The sequence below is a fragment of the Paraburkholderia sp. WC7.3g genome, from assembly GCF_050436345.1.
GTDB lineage: Bacteria > Pseudomonadota > Gammaproteobacteria > Burkholderiales > Burkholderiaceae > Paraburkholderia > Paraburkholderia podalyriae.
The window spans coordinates 1,420,805-1,443,080 of the sequence record NZ_JBNDMA010000001.1 but is presented as its reverse complement, the minus strand read 5'-3'; the positions used below and the strand labels follow the sequence as shown (position 1 = coordinate 1,443,080).

Sequence of the window (22,276 nt, the reverse complement as noted above, 5' to 3'; positions counted from 1 at the left end):
GTTTGACTGCAAGGAGAGACAGCTCGTGAAAAATACTCGTTCGTTCTTGCGGATGCCTAACCCGATTCCGCCCGCACCGCGTCGATTGACGCATTAACGCGCGCGTCGTTCTGCAGAGCGGTGCCTCGCATCAGCGTGCGGCCAACACCTCCCTATCGAAGCCTCATGGAGAGGCTCAAAGCCACGTGCCCCCTTGCCGCTCGCTCGGCTCTTGCGCGAGCGCGTCGAAATCGTGAATCCAGTCGAGGTGATGCAGCATGCTGTCGCGCGCCGCTAGCCGCGCGTTGCGTTCCTGCGCGGCGGGCCCGTCCGGCAGATGCAGCACGTCCGCGGTGCTGATCGACGCGAACTGCACCTTGCGCGTGCGGCCCCGGCGCAGACGCTCGTAGGCTTCCTGCGCTTCCCGCCAATTGCCAGGGCCCGCCGTGGCCAGCTGCGCCGCCAGCACCACGGCATCTTCGATCGACTGGTTGGCGCCCTGACCGTGATGCGGCACGAGCGCATGCGCGGCATCGCCGATCAGCGTCACGCGACCTTTGCTCCAGCGGCCAAGCGGCGGACGGTGAAACAGGCCCCAGCGCTGACTGATCGGCACCGCCGTGATCATCTGCACGACGGCCGGATGCCAGTCCTTGAACAGGCGCAGTTGCTCGCCTTCGGTGGACGGCATGACCCAGTCGCGCGACGGCCACGGCGACGGATGGCGCTCGACCAGCAGGAAGTTCTGATCGCCCCTGTCGCCGATCGGATAGTGCAGCAGGTGGCCGCCGGGTCCGACCCAGAACTGGATCGTGTCCGGATCGGGCAACAGCTCCATGCGCTCGGCCGGCACGATGCCACGAAAGCCCGAGCAACCGGAATACAGCACGTCGTCGTAGCCGAGCATCCAGCGTCGCGTGATCGAGCGTGCGCCGTCGGCGCCGATCACGAGATCGGCGTCGATGCGCCGACCGTTGTCGAACGCGAGACTCACGCGATCGGGATGCTGCACGAGATCGACCAGCCGATGGCTAAGCTGGATGTGCCCGAGACCGACCGCCTCCGACAGCACAGCCTGCAGATCGGCGCGATGAACGCCCCAGTACGAGCCGCCGAACTGTTCGCGATAGCTGGGCATGCCGCGATGATGGCCAATGACGCTGCCGCTGCGGCCGTCACGATAGATGAGCCCGGGTACTTCAGCGCACACGTTCGCAAACGCCGAGCGTAGCCCCATGCGCTCGTAAAAACGCGTCGCGTTGGCCGACAGTGCGACTGCCGCGCCCACCTCGCGCAACTCGTCGGTCTGCTCGTAGAGTTGCGCATCGATGCCATGTTCGCGTAGCGCGAGCGCCAGCGTAAGGCCGCCGATGCCCGCGCCGACGATCGCGATGCTCAGATCCATTCCACTCATGATTGTGTCTCCGTATGGGGTTTATCGTGTCGGTATTTTCAGCACTAGACCTTCATTGCTCAATAAGATGAAATGAATCTCCTTCATCACTGAAATGAATGACCCTAGGTCATGCCGGATTCATGGAACTGAACGATCTCGATCTCAATCTGCTGTTGCTGTTCCAGCGGCTGATGCAGGAGCGGCGCGTGGCGAGCGTCGCCGAGCAAATGAACATGAGCCAGCCAGGCGTCAGCAACGCGCTCGCGAAGCTGCGCCGCCTGCTCGGCGATCCGCTGTTCGTCCGGGCGCCGGGCGGTGTGGTTCCTACCCCGTTCGCGCAGCGTCTCGCGGAGCCGGTCTCGCAGGCGCTCGCCACCTTGCACGTCGCGCTCAATCCGGTGACGGGCTTCGATCCGCTGCGCGCGATGCGAACGATGACGATCGGTATGACGGATATCGGCGAAGTCGTGTTTTTGCCGGCACTGCTCGAACGACTGTCGCGCGTCGCGCCAGGCGTCGCCATGAATACAGTCCGCAATACGAGCGTCAACCTGAGCAACGAGATGGCCGACGGCCGCGTCGATCTGGCGATCGGTCTGTTGCCGCAGTTGAAGGGGGGTTTCTATCAGCGGCGCCTGTTCGATCAGCGCTACGTCTGTCTGTTCAGACGCGGCCACCCACTCGAGGACGCCCCGCTGACGCTTTCCGCATGGCGCGAAGCCGAGCATCTGGTGGTCGTGTCGGCCGGCACCGGCCACGGTCAGGTGGACGAGTGGCTGAAACGACGCGGCGTGCGGCGTCAGGTGCGACTGACGGTGCCGCACTTCATGAGCGTGGGCTACATCCTGCAACGGACCGATCTGATCGCCACGGTGCCCGAGCGCCTCGCTCTGGAGTTGGCCACGCCGTTCTCGCTGAGCCTGAGCGCGCTGCCGATGACGCTGCCCGCCGCGCCGATCCACTTGTTGTGGCACGAGCGGGTCCACCAGGATGAGGGCAATCGCTGGCTGCGCGAGGTCGTGATCGATCTGTTCGCGGATACGGCGGCGAGTGGCAGGCGAGCGCGGGACGTGAGGAAGAAGTAGGACTCTGTTTGAAAACGCCGAACCGAAGCTTCGCGCTTACTCGAACGCTCCGGTTCGCACCTCGCCGTCACGCGTGTAGCGGGTGACGAGCACGCCGCCGGGCGTGCTCGTCACGTGTGCCAGCGTGAAGGCGGACGCTAGTGCGTCGTGGCCGAACAGACGTTTGCCGCGCCCGAGAATGACGGGGTAAATCAGAAGCCGGAGTTCATCCACGAGGCCCGCCGCCAGTAGTTGGCGCACCATGTCGCCACTGCCGAACGTCACCAGATCGGCACCGTCCTGAAGTTTTAGCGCGCGTATCGCATCGGCAAGATCGCCCTGCAGCGCATGACTGTTGTGCCAATCGAGCGAATCGGATCGATGCGTGGCCACGTGCTTGCGGACCGGATTGAACCGGTCGGCAATGCCGCGGCTGCGTGATTCGGCCGGCACATGTGGCCAATAAGACGCGAATATGTCGTACGTGCAACGCCCTAGCAGCAACTCGAACGGCTGCGCGAGCAAATCACGCACACTTGCGCCGATCGCTTCGTCGGCGTACGGCACGGTCCAGCCGCCCAGGCGAAAATCGCCACTGGCATCTTCGTCGGGCGCCCCGGGGGATTGAGTGACGCCATCCAGGCTGACGAACATGGAAACGATGTGCTTGCGCATGATGTGCTCCCGGTCAATGAACCCAATCGGTTCATCAATACGACGAACGAATCGGGTGCGGATCGACAATCGACGTCCTGGCGAAAGCCGCGCGAGCGAGTATGGCTCGATTGGCGCAGAATGATTGGACCCACGGGTGCCTGCGCCGCAGGTGTGAAGGCGCGCACCACTCGCCAGCGCATGGTCGGAAGATCGCCCGACACAGTGATGCGGACATAGCAGCCGGCGTAACGTCCGGCCGCCCGTGGCATGTCGTTCGATGGCCGATGGGTGTCAGCGAATGCCGCCTGACATTACATGGTCTCGCCTATGCGACCGGCGTACACGGTTCGATCCTGAACTCGACGACGACCTTCAAACACTATCCGACGCAACCGGTAGCCCCTCCGTCCTCCACCGCAGCATCCCACCGGCAAGATTCGCCACCTTGCCGAACCCGGCCTTCGTCAGCAACACGCTCGCCTGAGCCGAGCGCACGCCGGAGCGGCACACCGCGACCACCGGCCGCTCGCGATCCAGTTCATCGAGCCGCCCTGTCAATTGCGACAGCGGCACCAGCTTCGCGCCGGGCAAATGACCCAAACGATCGATGAACTCCGGCGCCTCGCGCACATCGACGATCTGAAGCGCCGCGCCATGCTCGAGCAGCGCCATCGGCTCGATTTCCCACACGCCGCTAAAGCGCAGCGTCAACGGTGCCCAGTCCGGCGTTTCGGTCGCAACTGCGGCGCTGCCTTCCGGCTGCCCGCAACGCATGTTTGCGGGCACCGCGACCGCCATCTGCTTCGGGTGCGGCAAATTCAGGTTGTTCATATACCCGGCGAAATCGCCGACGTCGACATCGCCGCCCAGGCGCGGATTGAAGCGCCGCTCCTCGCTCACGCTCGTCACCGTGATGCCGCGATAATCGTGTGCGGGATAAAGCAGGCAGTCGTCCGGCAGTGACAGGATCTGCTCGCGCACGGACGCGAATAACTGCTGCGGACTGCCTTGCTGGAAATCGGTGCGGCCGCAGCCGCGAATCAGCAGGCTATCGCCGGTAAAGGCCATGCTCTGATCGTCGAGCACGTAGGTCAGGCAGCCGTTCGTATGGCCAGGCGTTGCGCGCACGCTCAGATGACGCGTGCCGAAGTCGATCCGATCCCCATGCGCGAGCGGTCGCGTCACGCCTTTCGCCTCGACGACCGCGGCAAGCGCGATCTCGCTGCCGCAACGCAAACGCATGCGCCATGCGCCGGTTACGTGGTCGGCGTGCACGTGGGTATCGAGCGTCGTGCGCAGCCATAGGCCCAGTTCGCGCAGCAGCGCCTGATCGCGCGGCACCTGTTCGTAGACGGGGTCGATCAGCACCGCCTCGCCGCTGTCGCCGAGCAGGTACGTATAGGTGGACGAAACAGGATCGAACAGCTGACGAAAAATCATCGGTATCCCTCGGAAAATCGGCGAGGCGGCCGCAAACGGCCGCCGTGCCACACCTATCAACCCGGTTGCCTGGTGGTGCGCAGATACGGCTTGATGGTCTTGAAACCAGGGAACGTCTGCTGCGCCTCTTCGTTGCTGACAGCCGACGTGATGATCACGTCTTCGCCCTGCTTCCAGTTGGCCGGCGTGGCGACCTTGTATTTCGCGGTGAGCTGGATGGAATCGAGCGCGCGCAGGATTTCGTCGAAGTTCCGGCCGGTGCTCATCGGGTAGGTCAGGGTCAGCTTGATCCTCTTGTCGGGATCGATGATGAAAACCGAGCGCACGGTCGCGTTGGTCGCGGCGGTGCGGCCCTCGCTAGTGTCGCCCGCGTCGGCCGGTAGCATGTTGTACAGCTTGGCGATCGCGAGATCGGTGTCGCCGATCATCGGGTACTTAACTGTGGCGCCCTGGGTTTCCTCGATGTCCGCGACCCATTTTTCGTGGTCTTCGACCGGATCGACCGACAACCCGATCAGCTTCGCGTTGCGCTTGGTGAACTCCGGCTCGATCTTCGCCATGTAGCCCAGTTCGGTCGTGCAAACCGGCGTGAAGTCTTTCGGGTGAGAGAACAGGATCGCATATTGGTCGCCGATCCAGTCGTGGAAATCGATGGTGCCTTGTGTGGTGCGCGCGGTGAAATTGGGCGCGACGTCATTGATACGAAGTGACATATTGCCGTCCTGTGAAGTCGTGGTTAAGCGGAAGACCCGAGCGAGGCCTGTCTGCAACGGTCCAACACGGGCCCGGATAATCTCGGGGATTGCTCGCGCGGCAAGCAGTGCATCGCCGCATCGCGCAGTGAGACTTCAAATATAGCGCGTTACGCGCCAACCCATGTCGATACCCGTCGAAATCGGTCCCGGCGGGCCACAGCCGGACCATGTTTCAGGGAATGACGCCTATCGGTAAATCATGGACATTGCACGCGCCGCCGTGTGTGCGATAGCGCACAGATTTACCGGGCCGTGATTTGATCAGACCGTTCGGTCGTCCAGTCCGCCCCGCTATTCGAAAACGGGATAAGCGGTTGTTAAGGTTGCGGGCGTAGCCTGCCGTCGACACTTGCCTACATCGATATGAAGAAACTGTTGCGCTCCATTGAGCCCATTCTGTTGACCGCTGCGTCGGTAGGCCTCGTCATGTTTGTCGTGTGGCGAGTGGCGACGGTAAAAGGTTGGTTTTAAGCTCGCGCGATACGGTCGTCCGCTACTGCGAAAGGCGCCACAATATCCGATATCGCGCAATAACTCGCAACAATGCCGTCATAATTGACCCGCACAATCCGACGCCACTGACAACCACAACAAAGCCACGTCATGCGTCATTTTCGCGTTCCTTTCCCGCTGCGACTCACGGTGCTCGCAAGCGTTGCGGTACTCGCCGCGTGCGGTGGTAGCAATGATTCTCCTACGCCGACGGCCTCGAATACTTCGACGGCGACGGCCTCGATCCCGGCGCCCCCTGCCGACCCCCGTTTTGTCGACAACGCAGCAATCCCCGACGTGCCCGCGTTCGTCGACACGATTGCGACCAACCAGCGCGGCGATGCGAGATATGCAACGCTCGCCACGAATGCGGGTGTGCGTGTCGTCTCGCGATTCCTCGACATCTGGCAACCGTTGACCGAGATTGTCGACGCGGGCGTGTCCGCCACCGCCAATGGTTCCTTTCCGGCTGTCGTGCAGTCCACGTGGACTGGACTACCGAATGACGGCACGCCGGGTGGGGCTGTCGTGAACAGCGCCGTCCATGCTGCAAACATTCAATTCGTGGTCACCGAAACGACCAACCGAACTCAGGCACAGGCCGATGCAGCCTACTACGACGACCGGCGCGGCAAGGGTTATAGCGTGACCGATGGCATGGGACCGCTCACCGGTGCGTGGCGCGCGGCGGCGCAGCAGACCACGACGATTACGTCGATTCCGGCGAATGCAACGACGGTTCTGTACAACGACAGCGGCAACAACATCGGCGTCGGCAGCAGTGGCGGCAACACCAATTTCGGCCAGGTTGTCGACCTGCTCAACAACATGGGCAACAACGCGTCCACCGAGCCGGCCAAGCGCTTCTACAAATACGCGCGGCCATACCGCTGGAGCACGAGTGTCGTGGTAGATCCGACTCTGGTGCCTGCCGAGAGCACCACACCCTCGACCGATGGCGGATATATCAGCGGTCACGAGGCGGAGGCCATGCGCGACGCGATGACGATGGCCTACGTGCTGCCGGAGCGGTTCCAGGAGATGGCAAGCCGCGGCCTCGAACTTGGCGAAAATCGCATTTTCGCCGGTATGCATTCGCCGCTCGACGTCATTTCTGGTCGAATGTTTGCGCTTGCAGCGACTGCTGCGAATCTTTCCGATCCGAACAACGCCACGTTGAAGAGCGGCGCATTTAGCCAGGCGCACGCAGCGCTGATGCAATCGACGAACACCAATTCGACGACCTTCGCTGCTTTCGCCCACTCCGGCACGACAGCGACGGACCGCTTCGCCGACTATGCAACGAACAAAGCTGATTTCACTCGCCGTATGACGTTCGGCTTCGCTCCGATCGAATCCACCAATGCGCCTCCCGTCGTGCCGAAGGGTGCGGAAGTGTTACTGGAGACGCGCTTTCCGTATCTGAGCGCTGCCCAGCGCCGCGTGGTGCTCAAAACGACCGAGCTGCCTTCCGGCTATCCCGTCATGGATGATGCGGAAGGTTGGGGCCGCCTGAACATGTTCGCAGCCGGGGACGGATACGGTGCGTTCGATGGCAGCGTCATCGTTTCGATGGATGCGTCCCAAGGCGGATTCAACTCGTCGGATCTGTGGCGCAACGATATATCGGGTGCTGGGAAGTTGACGCTTCAGGGTAGCGGTACGTTGAAGCTCGGCGGCAACAACAGCTGGTCGGGCGGTTCCCAGGTCAGCGGCGGTGTGCTCGAGGCCGATTCCCCGAATGCGTTCGGCACGGGCGACGTGTATGTGGGAGCGGGCGGCGTCACCATTGCTGCGTCTTCGCCCGTGTCCATCGCCGGCAAGTACACGCAGCTCGCCGGCACGACGCTCGAACTCGACATCGACGGTAACGGCGCCGGCCATCTGCGCGTTGGCAATCAGTTGACCATCGCCGGCGGCACGCTACACGTGAAATTGGTGAACGGTTATGCGCCCAAGGTCGGCGACACCATCGATCTGATCGACGGCAATGGCACGACGAAGCAGTTCACGACGATCACGGTCGACGGCCACAAGGCGACGCCCATCTATTCATCGACCGGCGTGTCGGTGCGCATCGATTCTTGATCCGGCTGCGCTGTCGTCAGGTGGTCTTCCGTCGGGGCAGATCGCGGACTTTTTGTTGATTGGCGCTCTTATGCCCCGGGAAGCTCGGTGCCCCGGTTCATGATCTCGATGTAACTGTTGTAGCTGATGGGATTTGAAGTAGAGGCTGAGATACAGCATCGGTTCGCGCAGTACCTGCTGCTCGCATAGCAATAAAGTGATCAGCAAACGTCCCAGTCGGCCATTGCCATCGAGGTACGGGTGGATGGTCTCGAACTGAACATGTGAAAGAGCAGCCTTGACCAACGCGGGCGTCGTTTGGGGCTGGTCGTGCAGAAACAGTTCGAGTTTGCTCATGCACTCCAACACCTCGTCGGGCGGCGGCGGCACGAAAGCTGCGTTGCCGGGACGTGATTGTGCGGACAACTTGATGGTCCTGGCCCGAGGGCGCATCTCCAATGCAGTCTGGTAATCGCAAATTAACGGTATATACTGTTTATACCGTTAATCAGTCTGGAGATGGTCATGAGTGAACCCAGCGTGAGGAAGCCGACCAAGAAGGCCTTTCACTTCCCGAAGAATGCCAACGGCCATGCGAAAGTCGATGAGAAGCCAGCGGATGAGAAGAGTATGGCCGCAGCCGCAGCGCCAGATGCCCAGCCGGCTCCGACGAAGGCCGACAAACAGAAGCGCGCGAAACCCGTTGAGGCCGCGCAAGTCAGTCCAGCAGCAGAGGTGAAAGCGAAACGCGCGAAGAAAGAGAAGGTGGTGCGCGACAGCTTCACGATGCCGAAGTCCGACTACGAGAAAATCGCGGTACTGAAACAGAAGTGTCTCGACGCCGGCGTCTCGGTGAAAAAAGGCGAGCTTCTGCGCGCTGGTCTGCTCTTGCTGGACTCGGCGCCCACCATCGAGGGTCTGCTGGCAGCTGTTTCTGCGGTCGAAACCGTCAAGACTGGTCGACCAGCAAAATCATAGCTGTACCACGGTCCGAGCGGATTGCCGTGCGGACCGGGGTTCGCCGCTGTGCTTCGCTGGATGCTCCTGCATGTTCCGTGGAGCTTCGACCACCGTTCCCTACGACTCGACCCTAAACTGATACCGCGGTCACGAAACCCCGCGGTCACGAAACCGAATGGCGATTAGGCAAATAGCCGGGGCGGTTGAAGGGGATTCCGATGCCAGACGAGCACCTTTCCAGTCGATTCGACGCTGACATCAACCACGTATTGTCCAAGGTGTTCGAGATGGGCGGCTTCGTTGAATCGCAAGTCGTCAATGCGATGCAGGCGCTTAACCACCTCGATTTGGACCTGGTCGACAGAATCTTTGCCGACGAGCGTCGACTCAATGCCATCGAAGCGGAAGTTGATGAAGAGTGCGTCAACATTATTGCGCGGTACCAGCCGGCTGCACGCGACCTGCGTCTGCTGATGGCTATCTCGAAGACCGTCACGAACCTCGAGCGTGCTGGGGATGAAGCGCGGAAGGTCGCGAAGCGGACCCGACGAATTGCTGAAGACCACAATGCACCGACCATCAATATCACGGAAATCGCATTATCCGGTGAGATGGCCATGACTATCCTCCGCCGTGCGCTTGATGCATTTGCGCGCCTCGACACCGGTGCCGCAGCACAAATCGTCCGCGACGACGACGCTATCGATGACCAGTTTCGTGCAGTCGTACGGAAATTGGTGACGTCCATGATGAATGACCCGCGAACCGTCTCCAGCGCACTGGACTACCTCTTCATCGCGAAGGCCATCGAACGCATCGGCGACCATGCGACGAACATAGCGGAATTCATCATCTACGTCGTCAAGGGCAAGGACGTGCGCCACGTTTCCCGTGAACAACTCGAACGCGAAGCCTTCGGTCAATGACAGAGCGCGAAAGCAGGACGAAGCCGGGAGCGCACCGGTCGCGAAGACGGACTGACAACTGCGCGAGTCGCGAACCTGAAGCGTGCGCTCGCACGCATAAAGCCATTCGCTAGATATGTCTTTACATCTTCTTCAATCGAAGACTTCTTCTGACATATAAAGCCAACTCGCCTGCCCCTCGCGACCCTTCGCTTCGAAATTTACTTGACATCTAAACTATCAAAACCTAAATTAATCTCACAGCGGAGTCCATTATTGGGGAATCAGCATGCGCATAGTCTGTATCGGCGGCGGTCCGGCCGGTTTGTACTTCGGTCTGTTGATGAGAAAGCGCAACCCCGGCTATGAAGTCACGGTGATCGAGCGCAACCGCCCCTACGACACCTTCGGCTGGGGCGTCGTGTTCTCCGACCAGACGCTCGGTAATTTGCGCGCCGCCGACACGCCGAGCGCCGAGGCCATTCTCGACGCGTTCAATCACTGGGACGACATCGAGATTCACTTTCGCGGCCGCAGCGTGCGTTCGTCGGGCCACGGCTTTTGCGGCATCGGCCGCAAACGGCTGCTGAATATCCTGCAGGCGCGTTGCGAAGAACTCGGCGTGAAACTCGTGTTCGAAACCCAGGTCGTGGACGACAGCACGTACGAAGCTGACCTGATCATCGCGAGCGACGGCCTGAACAGCCTCGTGCGCCAGAAATACGCGCACACCTATCAGCCGGACATCGACGTGCGCGACTGCCGCTTCGTATGGCTCGGCACGAACAAGCTGTTCGACGCATTCACGTTCGCGTTCGAGCAAACCGAATTCGGCTGGTTCCAGGCGCACGCATACCGCTTCGACGATCAAACGTCGACGTTCATCGTCGAAACACCGGAACGCGTATGGCGCGCCGCCGGTCTCGACGAAATGAGCAAGGAGGACAGCATCGCGTTCTGCGAGAAGCTGTTCGCGAAGTACCTCGACGGCAACCCGCTGATGTCGAACGCGGCGCATCTGCGCGGGTCGTCGCAATGGATCCGTTTTCCGCGCGTCGTCAACAGGGAGTGGGTGCATTGGCGTACGAACGCGAACGGCACGCAAACGCCGATCGTGCTGATGGGTGACGCCGCCCACACCGCGCACTTCTCAATCGGCTCGGGCACCAAGCTCGCGCTCGAAGACGCGATCGAACTCGCGAACAGCATCAGCGCGCATCCGGGTTCGCATCCGAACGATCTTGCCGCCGCATTGAAGCACTACACCGAAGTGCGCAGCGTCGACGTGCTGCGCATCCAGAACGCCGCGCGCAATTCGACCGAATGGTTCGAGCACGTCGACCGCTATACGTCGTTCGAGCCGGAACAATTCGCCTACTCGCTGCTCACGCGCTCGCAGCGCATCTCGCACGAGAACCTGCGCGAGCGCGATTCGCAGTATCTGTCCGGCTTCGAGGACTGGCTCGCGAAGCGCGCGGGCGTCGAGCGCACAGCGGATAAGCATTCGATTCCGCCGATGTTCACGCCATTCAAGGTGCGCGGCGTCACGCTGAAAAATCGCGTGATGGTGTCGCCGATGGCGCAGTACTCGGCGGTCGACGGCGTGGCCGGCGATTATCACCTGATGCATCTCGGCGCGCGTGCAATGGGCGGCGCCGCGCTCGTGATGACCGAGATGACCTGTGTGTCGCCCGAAGCGCGCATCACGCCGGCATGTCCCGGTATGTATGCGCCCGAGCATCGGGCCGCGTGGAAGCGCATCGTCGATCTGGTGCACCTGCAATCGGATGCGAAGATCGGCATCCAGCTCGGCCATTCGGGCGCGAAAGGCTCGACGCGCGTCGCGTGGGAAGGCATCGACCAGCCGCTCGACGAAGGCAACTGGCCGCTCATTTCGGCGTCGCCGCAGCAGTATCTGCGCGGTATCAGCCAGCATTCGCGCGAAGCCACGCATGAGGAGCTGCGCGCAATCGAGCAGCAGTTCGTCGAGGCGACGCGCATGTCGATCGAAGCGGGTTTCGACTGGCTCGAACTGCACTGCGCGCACGGCTATTTGCTGTCGAGCTTCCTGTCGCCGCTCACGAATCACCGCACCGACGCATACGGCGGCTCGCTCGAAAACCGTCTGCGTTATCCGCTGCGCGTATTCAACGCGATCCGCGCGGTGTGGCCGCAAGACAAGCCGATCTCGGTGCGGATTTCCGCGCACGACTGGGTCGAAGGCGGCAACACGCCCGACGACGCCGTGAAGATCGCACAAGCGTTCAAGGCGGCGGGCGCGGACATGATCGACGTGTCGTCGGGCCAGGTCAGCAAGGAAGAAAAGCCCGTCTTCGGCCGGATGTTCCAGACGCCGTTCGCCGATCGCGTGCGCAACGAAGCCGGCATCGCGACGATTGCGGTCGGCGCGATCTCGGAAGCGGACCACGTGAACAGCATCATCGCCGCGGGCCGCGCCGATCTGTGCGCAATCGCGCGTGCGCATCTCGCGAATCCGTCGTGGACCTTGAACGAAGCGGCAAAGATCGGCTATCTCGACGTCGCTTGGCCGAAGACCTACACCGCCGCGAAAATGCAGCTCGAACGCAACCTCGAACGTGAGCGCGCGCAGGCCATCGCCAACGCCGGCCTCACGGCGCAACAACGCGCGCAACGCGCCGAAGGAACCGTGTGAACATGTCAGATACCCCTCTTGCCGGACAACACGCGGTCGTCACCGGCGGCGGCAGCGGCATCGGTGCGGCCATCGCGCAGACGCTGCTGCGCGCCGGCGCGCGCGTCACGCTGATGGGCCGCAACCTGCAACGCCTCGACGCTCAGCGCGAACAATGCGCGGCGCTGGGCGAGGTCGCGTGTATCGGCGTGGACGTCACGCAAGAAGAGTCGGTGGCGCGCGCATTCGATCAGGCGGGCGCCGTCGATATCCTCATCAACAACGCGGGGCAGGCGCAGGCCGCGCCGTTCACGCACACCGATATCGCGCTGTGGCAACGCATGCTCGACGTGAATCTGACCGGCGTGTTCCTCGGCACTCGCGCTGTACTGCCCGGCATGCTGGAGCGTGACTATGGCCGCATCGTCAATGTCGCGAGCACCGCGGGTCAAATCGGTTATGCATACGTCGCCGCGTATTGCGCCGCGAAGCACGGCGTGATCGGTCTCACGCGCTCGCTCGCGCTCGAAACCGCGACGCGCGGCATCACGGTCAATGCGGTGTGCCCCGGCTATACCGAAACCGGGTTACTGCATGCATCGCTCGAGCAGATCACGAGCAAGACGTCGCGCACCGACGAACAGGCGCGCGAAACGCTGCTGCGCTCGAACCCGCAGCGCCGCTTCGTGAGTCCGGAGCAGGTCGCGAGCGCGGTGTCGTGGCTGTGCCGCCCCGGCTCGGATGCGATCACGGGGCAATCCATTTCCATTTCGGGCGGAGAAGTGATGTGAGCAAATCAACGCAAGCAAAAAAGTCGGCGGCGGCAGCGGATGCTAAACCGTCGCGCAAAGGCATCGCCGAACCCGCGGAGAACGTCGTGGACCTCGAAATGAGCACCGGTGCGGACAGCCACATGGGCCTGCGTTTATGGCTGCGTATGCTGACCACCACCAATCTCGTGCAGGCCGAACTGCGCAAACGTCTGCGAACCGAATTCGACACCACGTTGCCGCGTTTCGATTTGATGGCGCAGCTCGAACGACATCCCGAAGGTTTGAAGATGACCGAGTTGTCGCGCCGTTTGATGGTGACAGGGGGCAACGTCACGGGCATCACCGATCAGCTCGAAAAAGAAGGGCTCGTCGCGCGCGATACCGACCCGAACGACCGCCGCTCGATCAGCGTGTGCCTGACGCCCGCTGGCCGCAAGGCGTTCGACAGGATGGCCGTCGCGCATGAGCAATGGGTCGTCGGAATGTTCGGCGGCCTGAGCCTCGACGAAAAGATGCACACGCATCAGGATCTCGGGAAGCTAAAACAACATCTGCTCGACAGCCTGAAAGGCTGACTTCGCACTGGAGGAATCCATGACACGATCCAATGCCGACGCACTGTTGGCCGGCAACCGCCTGACCCTGGCTGGCTATGAGGCGAAGCATTTCGGCTGGTCGGTGACCGACAAGGTCGCGACGATCACGCTGAACCGCCCCGAGCGCAAGAACCCGCTGACCTTCGAATCGTATGCGGAGCTGCGCGACCTGTTTCGCGACCTCGCCTATGCGACCGACGTCAAAGCCGTCGTGCTGCACGGCGCGGGCGAGAACTTCTGCTCGGGCGGCGACGTGCACGACATCATCGCGCCGCTGATCGATTTGCCGATGCCCGAGCTGTTGCTGTTCACGCGCATGACCGGCGAGCTCGTCAAGGCAATGCGCCATTGCCCGCAGCCGATCATCGCGGCCGTCGACGGCGTCTGCGCGGGCGCCGGCGCGATCCTCGCGATGGCTTCCGACCTGCGCCTCGGCACCGCGCGCAGCAAACTCGCGTTCCTGTTCACGCGCGTCGGCCTCGCCGGTTGCGACATGGGCGCATGCGCGATGCTGCCGCGCATCATCGGCCAGGGACGCGCCGCCGAGCTGCTGTTCACCGGCCGTTCGGCAAGCGGCGACGAAGCTCATGCATGGGGCTTTTACAACCGCCTGTGCGACCCGGCCGCGCTGCTCGAACCAGCGCAGAAGCTCGCCGCCGATCTCGCGGCTGGCCCGACCTTCGCGCACGGCATGACGAAAAAGATGCTGCACCAGGAATGGAGCATGAGCATCGACGAAGCAATCGAAGCCGAAGCGCAGGCACAGGCAATCTGCATGAGCACCCGCGATTTCGAGCGCGCGTACAACGCGTTCGCGGCGAAGACGCGTCCCGTGTTCGAAGGAGACTGAGTTGAGCGCCGACCAACAGAACACCACGATCGATTTGCATAGCCCGCTCGCGTGGCCGTTTTTCGAGCCGCGTCATCGCGAACTCGCGGCAGGCATCGACGCGTGGTGCCGCACGCATCTCACGCATGAAGAACATGGCGACACCGATGCCACCTGCCGCCTGCTGGTGCGCGAACTCGGCCAGGCCGGCTGGCTGAAATACGGCGTCGGCGGCCTCGCGTACGGCGGCCACGGCGACACGATCGACACGCGCGCCGTGTGCCTGCTGCGCGAAACGCTTGCGCGCTATTCGGGGCTCGCCGATTTCGCGCTGGCGATGCAAGGCCTCGGCTCTGGCGCGATCTCGCTCGCCGGCACGCATGAGCAGAAATCGCGTTATCTGCCGCGCGTCGCGAGCGGTACGGCGATTGCCGCGTTCGCGGTGTCGGAGCCGCAAGCGGGCTCGGACGTCGCGGCGATGGCGCTCGCCGCGCGCGAAGAGGGCGACCATTACGTGCTCGACGGCGAGAAGACGTGGATTTCAAACGGCGGCATCGCGGACTTCTACGTGGTGTTCGCGCGCACCGGCGAGGCGCCGGGCGCGCGCGGCATCAGCGCGTTCATCGTGGATGCACAGACGCCCGGCCTCGGCATCGCCGAGCGCATCGACGTGATCGCGCCGCATCCGCTCGCGCGCCTGCGCTTCGCGAACGCGCGCGTGCCCAAGAGCCAGATGCTCGGCGCGCCCGGCGAAGGCTTCAGGATCGCAATGCGCACGCTCGATATCTTCCGCACGTCGGTGGCGGCCGCATCGCTCGGCTTTGCCCGCCATGCGATGGCCGAAGGCCTCGCGCGCGCGGCGTCGCGCAAGATGTTCGGCCAGACACTCGGCGACTTCCAGTTGACGCAAGCGAAGCTCGCGCAGATGGCGCTGACGATCGACAGCAGTGCGCTGCTGGTCTATCGCGCCGCGTGGCTGCGCGACCAGGGCGAAAGCGTCACGCGCGAAGCCGCGATGGCGAAGTGGCACGCGAGCGAGGGCGCGCAGCAGGTCATCGACGCAGCCGTGCAGCTCCACGGCGGCATGGGTGTGCAAAGCGGCAGCGCGGTCGAAATGCTGTACCGCGAGATCCGCGCGCTGCGCATCTACGAAGGCGCGACCGAGGTGCAACAGCTGATCGTCGGCCGCGATCTGTTGAAGGCGCATGCCGCCGCGAACGGGAACGCGCAATGAGCACGTCGTTCGAGCGGCCCGTACGCATTCGCTTCTCGCACTGCGATCCCGCAGGCATCGTGTACTTTCCGCAGTACCTCGTGATGACCAACGTGCTCGTCGAAGACTGGTTCAACGAGGGCCTGCGCATCGACTACGCGCAGATGATCGCGCAGCGCCGCATCGGCCTGCCGATCGTCAAGCTCGACTGCGAGTTCTCGCGGCCGAGCCAGATGGGCCAGACGATCCTGCTCACGCTGTGCGTCACTACCATCGGCCGCAGTTCGATCGGCATCGAGATTCACGGTCATTGCAACGGCGAAACGCGTTTCCGCTCGAAACAGGTGCTCGTGTTCATGTCGTTCGACAGCGGCAAATCGATCGCTATTCCCGGCGACATCGCGAGCGCGCTCGCGGCGTACGCCCCATCGTCCTCCATCGAGGCGCACCGCTGATGAAGAAAGCTCTCCTCCCCGCCGGCTGGGTCAAACCGCGCGGCTACGCGAACGGCGTCGCGGCGACCGGCACGCAGGTGTTCATCGCCGGCCAGATCGGCTGGGACGAACAGGCGCAGTTCCACACCGACGACTTCGCGCGGCAAGCCGAGCAAGCGTTGAAGAATCTGCTGGCCGTGCTGCGCGAAGCGGGCGGCAAGCCCGAACACCTGGTGCGCCTCACGTGGTACGTGACCGACAAGCGCGAGTACCTTGCGTCGCTGAAGGACATCGGCCGCGCCTTTCGCGAGCTGATCGGCGACTACGACATCGCGATGAGCGCGGTGCAGGTCGTCGCGCTGATGGAAGACCGCGCGAAGGTCGAGATCGAAGCCACCGCGGTGATTCCGCACTGAACCTCGTACAGGTAGCGAACACATAGGCAACGCCTCGGAGACCATGATGGAACCGTCAGCACACGTCGATACTTTCGCGCGCGACAATCTTCCGCCGCAGGATCAATGGCCCGTCTTGCTGCTCGACAATCCGGACGTCGCTTATCCGTCGCGGCTGAACTGCGCGACCGAACTGCTCGAACGGACCATCGACACGGGGCATCGCGAGCGGCCGGCGATCTGGTCGGACGTGGACGGCAAGCCGCAGGCGACCACATACGGCGAACTGCTCACGCTGGTCAACCGCAGCGCGCATGTGCTCGTCGATGAAATGGACTTGCGGCCCGGCAACCGCGTGCTGCTGCGCGGACCGAACACCTTGCAGATGGCCGTTACGGCGCTCGCGGCGCTGAAGGCCGGGCTCGTCGTCGTGCCGACCATGCCGCTGCTGCGCGCGAAGGAACTCAAGCAGATCATCGACAAAGCGCAAGTCAGCGCCGCGCTTTGCGACGCGCGTCTGACCGTGGAACTCGAGCGCTGCACGAATCCGCGGGACGAGTGCTACAGCGCGGTGCTGAAGCAGACGCGCCGCTTTCACGACGACTCCGCCGATTCGCTCGACACGCTCGCCGTCAACAAGCCCGAACACTTCACCGCATGCGACACCGCCGCCGACGACGTGTGCCTGATCGCGTTCACGAGCGGCACGACCGGCGCGCCGAAAGGCTGCATGCATTTCCATCGCGACGTGATCGCGATGTGCGATCTGTTCCCGCGTCATGTGCTGAAGCCGTCCGCGAGCGACATCTTCTGCGGCACGCCGCCGCTCGCGTTCACGTTCGGCTTCGGTGGGCTGCTGTGCTTTCCGCTGCGCGTCGGTGCGTCGACGGTGCTCGTCGAAAAGCTTTCGCCGCAAACCTTGCTCGACGTGGTCGAACGTTTTGATGCGACGGTGATGTTCACCGCGCCGACGTTCTATCGGCAGATGGCGCCGCTCGTCGCGCAGCATGACGTAACGTCGCTGAAGAAGACCGTGTCGGCCGGCGAGGCGCTGCCCGATTCGACGCGACGTCTATGGCGCGAGGCGACCGGCATCGACATGATCGACGGCATCGGCAGCACCGAGCTGATCCACATCTTCATTTCGTCGCAAGGCGCGCAGATCCGCCCGAATGCGATCGGCCGCGCGGTGCCGGGCTACGTCGTGCAAGCCGTCGACGACAACATGCAACCGGTGCCACCCGGCACGATCGGCAAACTCGCGGTGCGCGGCCCGACCGGATGCCGCTATCTGGCCGACGAACGGCAGTTGCGCTTCGTGCGCGACGGCTGGAACCTGCCGGGCGATTCCGTCTATCTCGACGCGGACGGCTACGTGTTCTACCAGGCGCGCGCCGACGACATGATCGTGTCGGCCGGCTACAACATCTCCGGTCCTGAAGTGGAAAGCGTGCTGATGCAGCACGAGGCGGTGGCCGAATGCGGCGTGATCGGCGTGCCCGACGAAACGCGTGGACAGATCGTGCGGGCCTTCGTCGTGGTGAACCCCGGCTACACGGCCGACGACAAACTGGTCGCGCAACTGCAGGATTTCGTTAAAAATAACGTGGCGCCGTATAAATATCCGCGCGTCATCACGTTCGTCGGCGCGCTGCCGCGTACCGAAACCGGCAAGCTCAAACGTTTCGAGTTGCGCACGATGACATAACCCCTATCTTTCGTGAGACTGGAGGCAGACTGTATGGCCGGCTCTTTCATCGAAGTCGTCGCCCACGATGGCGGCCGTTTCAACGCATACGTCGCGCGCCCCGCGCAGGGCTCGGGCCCGGGGCTCGTGCTGCTGCAGGAAATCTTCGGCGTCAACGACACGTTGAAGGCGAGCGCCGATCGCTACGCCGAGGAAGGCTACGTCGTGCTCGTGCCCGATCTGTTCTGGCGTATCAAGCCCGGTATCTCGCTTGGCTACGGCGACGCCGACATGAAACAGGCGCTCGGCTATCTGGGCCAGTTCGACGCCGATGTCGCGGTCGAGGACATCGCCGCCACCTTCGCCACATTGCGCGATCTGCCCGAGCAGGTCGGCAAGGTGGGCGTGGTGGGCTACTGCCTCGGCGGCAAGCTCGCGTTTCTGAGCGCGGCGCGCACCGACGTCGATTGTGCGGTCAGCTATTACGGCGTGGGCCTCGAAGCGCATCTCGATGAAGTATCGGCAATCCGCTGCCCGATGGTCTTTCACTTCCCCGAAAACGACGCGCACTGCCCGCCTGAAACGCGCGAGCGCATTGGCGCCGCACTGCGCACGCGGCCGCAAACCGAGCAATACGTGTATCCCGGCTGCGATCACGCGTTCGCCGCGCCGCAGCGCAAGCAGTACGACAAGCCCGCCGCGATGATGGCGTACTCGCGCACGCTCGCATTACTGCGCAAGGTGCTCGGTCCGCTCTACGATCTGAACGCGCTTTGGGAGGCGCATTGCTATCACGAGTTCGCAACACGCGACGTCGACGCGGTGATGCCGACGATGGTCGCCGAGCCCTACGTCAATCACGTGCCGACGATGACGGGCGGTGTCGGGCACGACAATCTGAAGCGCTTTTACACGCATCATTTCGTCAACTCGAATCCGCCCGACACGAAGCTGATTCCGATTTCGCGCACGATCGGCTCTGACCGCGTCGTCGATGAATTCATTTTTAGCTGCACGCATAGCTGCGAGATCGACTGGCTGCTGCCGGGCGTCGCGCCGACCGGCAAGTACTTCGAGGTGCCGATGCTCGCCGTGGTGTGCTTCCGCGGCGACAAGCTTTATAACGAACACATCTATTGGGATCAGGCTTCGGTGCTCGTGCAGGTGGGGCTGCTCAATCCCGAGGGCTTGCCGGTGGCGGGGATTGAAAGTGCGAGGAAGTTGCTGGATGAGACGTTGCCGTCGAATGGGTTGATGGGGGACAAGTCGAAGGTTTAAGGGAAGGCGTGCTGCCGTCGCGGTGTGTCATCTGAATGACTCGCGCTGGCAGCGCGTATTGACGGCGGCATGCAACACCGAAAGCTCATTAACCGCTCGATGAAAGTCTGGCCATCATCCGGTCATAGAGTGACGGTGGCAGCTTCACGAACGACGCGTCGTCGCCGCCGCGAGAAAATGAAACGCCATCGTCGTCCAGCCAAATCAGTTCAGGAACCGTTGTGCTGAAGGTCCTGCGTACCAGCAGTTTGCCTGACGTGGCATCGTAGACTTGGCCGATATAGTCCGGGTTGTTGCCACCTCTCCATTGGAGCAGGCATCGCTCCGCAGTGTAGCGGCCGTTTTTTGATGTGCTTTTGATACATTCGCTCGCATCCCGACTGTCGGTGTGCGCGACGACGAGAAACACGGCAAACCCGACAGGAAGCATTACGGCGCACCATCTGATCAATCGCCTCGGTTTCATAAATACACCTTGATCGGTGGATCGATTCGGACAAGCCTCCGGTCCGAGTAGATCACAAAGTCACCTCCTCGCTGGTGCTTTATCGCCCACTCCCTAAAGTCCTTATTGTGAATCGGGTAGTACACATTGCCCTTGACTTTCGGGTTCCCTAGCGCAACGGGATAGGAAAAATACAATTGCGGTTTGTTTAGATATGACATCGCGCCGTTGTACGCCAGAACGATCACTCCGTTTCTGCTCCAGTGGCCGAGATATTGCGACACTTCGCCATGTTTGTCGGTGAAGTCGTAACTATCCTTAATGTATACATAGATAGCAGAGATTTCCGCGACCCTTGTAGTGCCTTCCCTGCGAAAGTCGGCGTATCCAACGGCCGCGTATATGTCGAACGATCCCAACGCGCCCGTCAGATCGTCCGGGACACCGTTATTGTGGAAATCAGCATAGAGAAGCTCTCCGAGCTTCTGAGACAGCGAACTTCCAACCTTCACATACTGGAACTGGAAATGCCGGTGCAACAGCGTCGAAAGATTTTCCCCGCACTCGGTCGTCGCATCAAGACATGGTCTCCCGGCATATGGCAGGAGAATCTCCTTCAGCGCTTCTCTTGCGCGTGATGTGTGAATTTGCGTCTTTATCAACTCGTCGTATTGGTCTTTGGCTCGTCGATGCTTCAATACCCAATCGAGCTTGATCGTCGTTGTGTCATACATATCCGCAGGATAAGGCATCCCTTTCTGATTCATTTCGGCCGCAACGTCTTTATCCGTGGGCCCATAGTTGAGTTCGCCGGCAAACCAACGCTCCATTAACTTTGCCGACACTGGCATAAGTTCCTTGCGCATGGCGCCAGGAATCTCCTGAATGTCGAACGGTGGGACAATCTGTTCTTGTTTCCGCCCCGCATCCGGTACGGGTTGGTGTTCTTTCGGCGAGCGCGGCGTGTTCAGCCAAGACTTGAAACGGGAAAAAGCGTCGGATATTTTCTCGATGTCATCGACAAATTTGATCAATGGGTCCGGTCGGGGCAACTCAGGCGCGAGCCTGATCGATGTCATCTTCAGTTCCTGTTGTTTTGGCAGCGGCGGCGGGGCTTTATCCATCGAAAGCTGCCCCTCCCGGACAACAGTGCAACCGTCCGCCCCTTCGTATCGCGTCCATCTCCACAAAAGCTTGTTTACCCTGAAATAGGGAATTTTCTCTTCGTCGCTCATAACTGGATCGTCTTATTCATGAATGCGCGATTCTCCGGGTTGGAGCTATCTCTCGCTCTTTATATTTTTGACGCTCAGTTAGTTGATGGCAATCAGAGAATGCCGAAAAGCGGCTCCGGGCTAACCGCCGAGCCGTCAAGGACATTTCGTTCAAAAGGTCCTTGACGATCAAGACGTCGACGTCTTCTTCACCAAAAACAATCCCGGCGGTTCGATCGACCTTTGACGTTGCTCCATAAATTGTCGAGTCGGTGGAATCGTAAAACGCCATTCCAGTCATGGTGATACCGCTATAAGTACACGTCGTTGGCGCGAACGTGATGCTGAGGCCATATGCGTTGTTCGTCGCATGCGTCGTGATCGTGCCCGAGAAGAAACAACCGCTCGCGCTTTCACCCGTCACCGTGCCGGCCGGCAGAATTATCAGTGACAGGCCTTCCGTGCCGCCCGCGTTCGTCCCGGCCGTGCCGGAATAGATGCCGGCGACCGTCGTCAGCGAAGGGGTAGCCGTCGACAACGTGCTGTTATACGTCGACGAAAATGTATTCGCCGCGCCGCCGATGTTATGGGTGAAGGTCCCCGAGATCGACACGAAAGTCGAATAACTCGCGGAAAGCGTGCTGGCCGCTACGCCGGTACTCAAACCGGTCGTCGTCAGCTGGTAGTCGTAGACACTCGACGACGAGAAACTGCCGCCCGAGCCGCTTCCCTTACCAACTATCACACCGCCAACCGGATTCGTCGTCGTGGTGGTCGTGGCGGCGGACGATGCAGTGGCCGAGGTCGTGGTCGGGACGCCGCTATAGAAGTCGTAGAACGTACCGTCGTTGAGCACCATCGACACAAACGTGCATGAATCCGCCGTCGTGCCCTTGAGGACGCCGACAAAACTGTCTGGCGCAGCGGCAGCGGACCTACTGCCACTTCCGCCGCCACCGCAACCCGCCAACATCGAGGCCAACCTCAACGACACCAACGAAAGACTGACTCGTTTATTCATTTGACAAGCTCTCGGAACAAAGT

Annotated in this window: 21 protein-coding genes; 13 read left to right on the top strand and 8 right to left on the bottom strand. The window is 61.9% G+C overall.

The annotated features are described in order from the left end of the window. Positions 1–175: 175 nt before the first annotated feature. Positions 176–1,393 (bottom strand): FAD-dependent monooxygenase, encoded by a 1,218-nt coding sequence (locus OKW43_RS06695; protein WP_429446023.1) that lies wholly within the window; start codon positions 1,391–1,393, stop codon positions 176–178. Between the two features lie 122 nt (positions 1,394–1,515). On the opposite strand from OKW43_RS06695, the gene OKW43_RS06690 reads away from it, so the two are divergent. Further along, positions 1,516–2,460: a LysR family transcriptional regulator gene (locus OKW43_RS06690; protein ID WP_429446021.1), complete on the top strand. Its 945-nt coding sequence runs from the start codon at positions 1,516–1,518 to the stop codon at positions 2,458–2,460. A gap of 36 nt (positions 2,461–2,496) precedes the next feature. Here OKW43_RS06690 and OKW43_RS06685 read toward each other — a convergent pair whose 3' ends face one another. The 3 genes from OKW43_RS06685 to OKW43_RS06675 all read right to left on the bottom strand — a co-directional run bounded on the left by OKW43_RS06685 (position 2,497) and on the right by OKW43_RS06675 (position 5,249). Continuing rightward, entirely contained in the window at positions 2,497–3,114 is a 618-nt protein-coding gene (locus tag OKW43_RS06685) for a dihydrofolate reductase family protein (protein ID WP_429447347.1), read from the bottom strand. A gap of 354 nt (positions 3,115–3,468) precedes the next feature. Then, positions 3,469–4,536, bottom strand: coding sequence for a rhodanese-like domain-containing protein (locus OKW43_RS06680; protein ID WP_187634297.1), 1,068 nt, complete (start codon positions 4,534–4,536; stop codon positions 3,469–3,471). A 56-nt stretch (positions 4,537–4,592) separates the two neighbouring features. After that, complete coding sequence (locus OKW43_RS06675; RefSeq protein WP_187634296.1) at positions 4,593–5,249, bottom strand: peroxiredoxin; 657 nt, start codon at positions 5,247–5,249, stop codon at positions 4,593–4,595. A gap of 645 nt (positions 5,250–5,894) precedes the next feature. Between OKW43_RS06675 and OKW43_RS06670 the strand changes: the two genes are divergently transcribed. Next, the gene (locus OKW43_RS06670) at positions 5,895–7,871 is read left to right on the top strand and encodes a phosphatase PAP2 family protein (protein ID WP_429446019.1); all 1,977 of its coding nucleotides are present in this window, start codon (positions 5,895–5,897) and stop codon (positions 7,869–7,871) included. Here OKW43_RS06670 and OKW43_RS06665 read toward each other — a convergent pair. Next, positions 7,836–8,303, bottom strand: a complete 468-nt coding sequence (locus tag OKW43_RS06665) for a Fic family protein (RefSeq protein WP_429447345.1) — start codon at positions 8,301–8,303, stop codon at positions 7,836–7,838. The genes OKW43_RS06670 and OKW43_RS06665 overlap by 36 nt on opposite strands. A 72-nt stretch (positions 8,304–8,375) precedes the next feature. Between OKW43_RS06665 and OKW43_RS06660 the strand changes: the two genes are divergently transcribed. The 11 genes from OKW43_RS06660 (at position 8,376) to OKW43_RS06610 (ending at position 19,573) form a co-directional block, all read left to right on the top strand. After that, positions 8,376–8,828 (top strand): hypothetical protein, encoded by a 453-nt coding sequence (locus OKW43_RS06660; RefSeq protein WP_187634295.1) that lies wholly within the window; start codon positions 8,376–8,378, stop codon positions 8,826–8,828. Between the two features lie 200 nt (positions 8,829–9,028). Further along, positions 9,029–9,736, top strand: a complete 708-nt coding sequence (gene phoU / locus OKW43_RS06655) for a phosphate signaling complex protein PhoU (protein ID WP_187634294.1) — start codon at positions 9,029–9,031, stop codon at positions 9,734–9,736. A gap of 268 nt (positions 9,737–10,004) precedes the next feature. Then, positions 10,005–12,389 (top strand): bifunctional salicylyl-CoA 5-hydroxylase/oxidoreductase, encoded by a 2,385-nt coding sequence (locus OKW43_RS06650; protein ID WP_429446016.1) that lies wholly within the window; start codon positions 10,005–10,007, stop codon positions 12,387–12,389. Positions 12,390–12,391: 2 nt separating this feature from the next. Further along, positions 12,392–13,159 carry an SDR family NAD(P)-dependent oxidoreductase gene (locus OKW43_RS06645; RefSeq protein ID WP_222945558.1) on the top strand — a complete coding sequence of 256 codons (768 nt, stop codon included), beginning with the start codon at positions 12,392–12,394 and terminating at the stop codon, positions 13,157–13,159. After that, entirely contained in the window at positions 13,156–13,716 is a 561-nt protein-coding gene (locus OKW43_RS06640; protein WP_187634292.1) for a MarR family winged helix-turn-helix transcriptional regulator, read from the top strand. The genes OKW43_RS06645 and OKW43_RS06640 overlap by 4 nt, the downstream gene beginning before the upstream one ends. 19 nt (positions 13,717–13,735) lie before the next feature. Next, entirely contained in the window at positions 13,736–14,587 is an 852-nt protein-coding gene (locus OKW43_RS06635) for an enoyl-CoA hydratase family protein (protein ID WP_429446013.1), read from the top strand. A 1-nt stretch (position 14,588) separates the two neighbouring features. Further along, entirely contained in the window at positions 14,589–15,800 is a 1,212-nt protein-coding gene (locus OKW43_RS06630) for an acyl-CoA dehydrogenase family protein (protein WP_429446011.1), read from the top strand. Beyond that, the gene (locus tag OKW43_RS06625; protein WP_187634289.1) at positions 15,797–16,234 is read left to right on the top strand and encodes an acyl-CoA thioesterase; all 438 of its coding nucleotides are present in this window, start codon (positions 15,797–15,799) and stop codon (positions 16,232–16,234) included. Before OKW43_RS06630 ends, OKW43_RS06625 begins: the two co-directional genes overlap by 4 nt. Next, a complete protein-coding gene (locus OKW43_RS06620) occupies positions 16,234–16,629 on the top strand; it encodes a RidA family protein (RefSeq protein ID WP_187634288.1) in 396 nt (131 codons plus the stop codon). The genes OKW43_RS06625 and OKW43_RS06620 overlap by 1 nt, the downstream gene beginning before the upstream one ends. 46 nt (positions 16,630–16,675) lie before the next feature. Then, positions 16,676–18,316, top strand: a complete 1,641-nt coding sequence (locus OKW43_RS06615) for an AMP-binding protein (protein ID WP_429446009.1) — start codon at positions 16,676–16,678, stop codon at positions 18,314–18,316. A gap of 33 nt (positions 18,317–18,349) precedes the next feature. Next, positions 18,350–19,573, top strand: coding sequence for a dienelactone hydrolase family protein (locus tag OKW43_RS06610; RefSeq protein WP_429446007.1), 1,224 nt, complete (start codon positions 18,350–18,352; stop codon positions 19,571–19,573). Between the two features lie 88 nt (positions 19,574–19,661). Here the strand turns inward: OKW43_RS06610 and OKW43_RS06605 are convergent, their stop codons facing one another. From OKW43_RS06605 to OKW43_RS06595, 3 genes are read right to left on the bottom strand one after another with little or no spacing between them, the layout of a single operon-like run. Continuing rightward, positions 19,662–20,003 (bottom strand): hypothetical protein, encoded by a 342-nt coding sequence (locus tag OKW43_RS06605; RefSeq protein ID WP_429446005.1) that lies wholly within the window; start codon positions 20,001–20,003, stop codon positions 19,662–19,664. A gap of 32 nt (positions 20,004–20,035) precedes the next feature. Next, the gene (locus OKW43_RS06600; RefSeq protein ID WP_429446003.1) at positions 20,036–21,253 is read right to left on the bottom strand and encodes a DUF6402 family protein; all 1,218 of its coding nucleotides are present in this window, start codon (positions 21,251–21,253) and stop codon (positions 20,036–20,038) included. Between the two features lie 16 nt (positions 21,254–21,269). After that, a complete protein-coding gene (locus OKW43_RS06595; RefSeq protein ID WP_429446001.1) occupies positions 21,270–22,253 on the bottom strand; it encodes a hypothetical protein in 984 nt (327 codons plus the stop codon). Between the last annotated feature and the right edge of the window lie 23 nt (positions 22,254–22,276).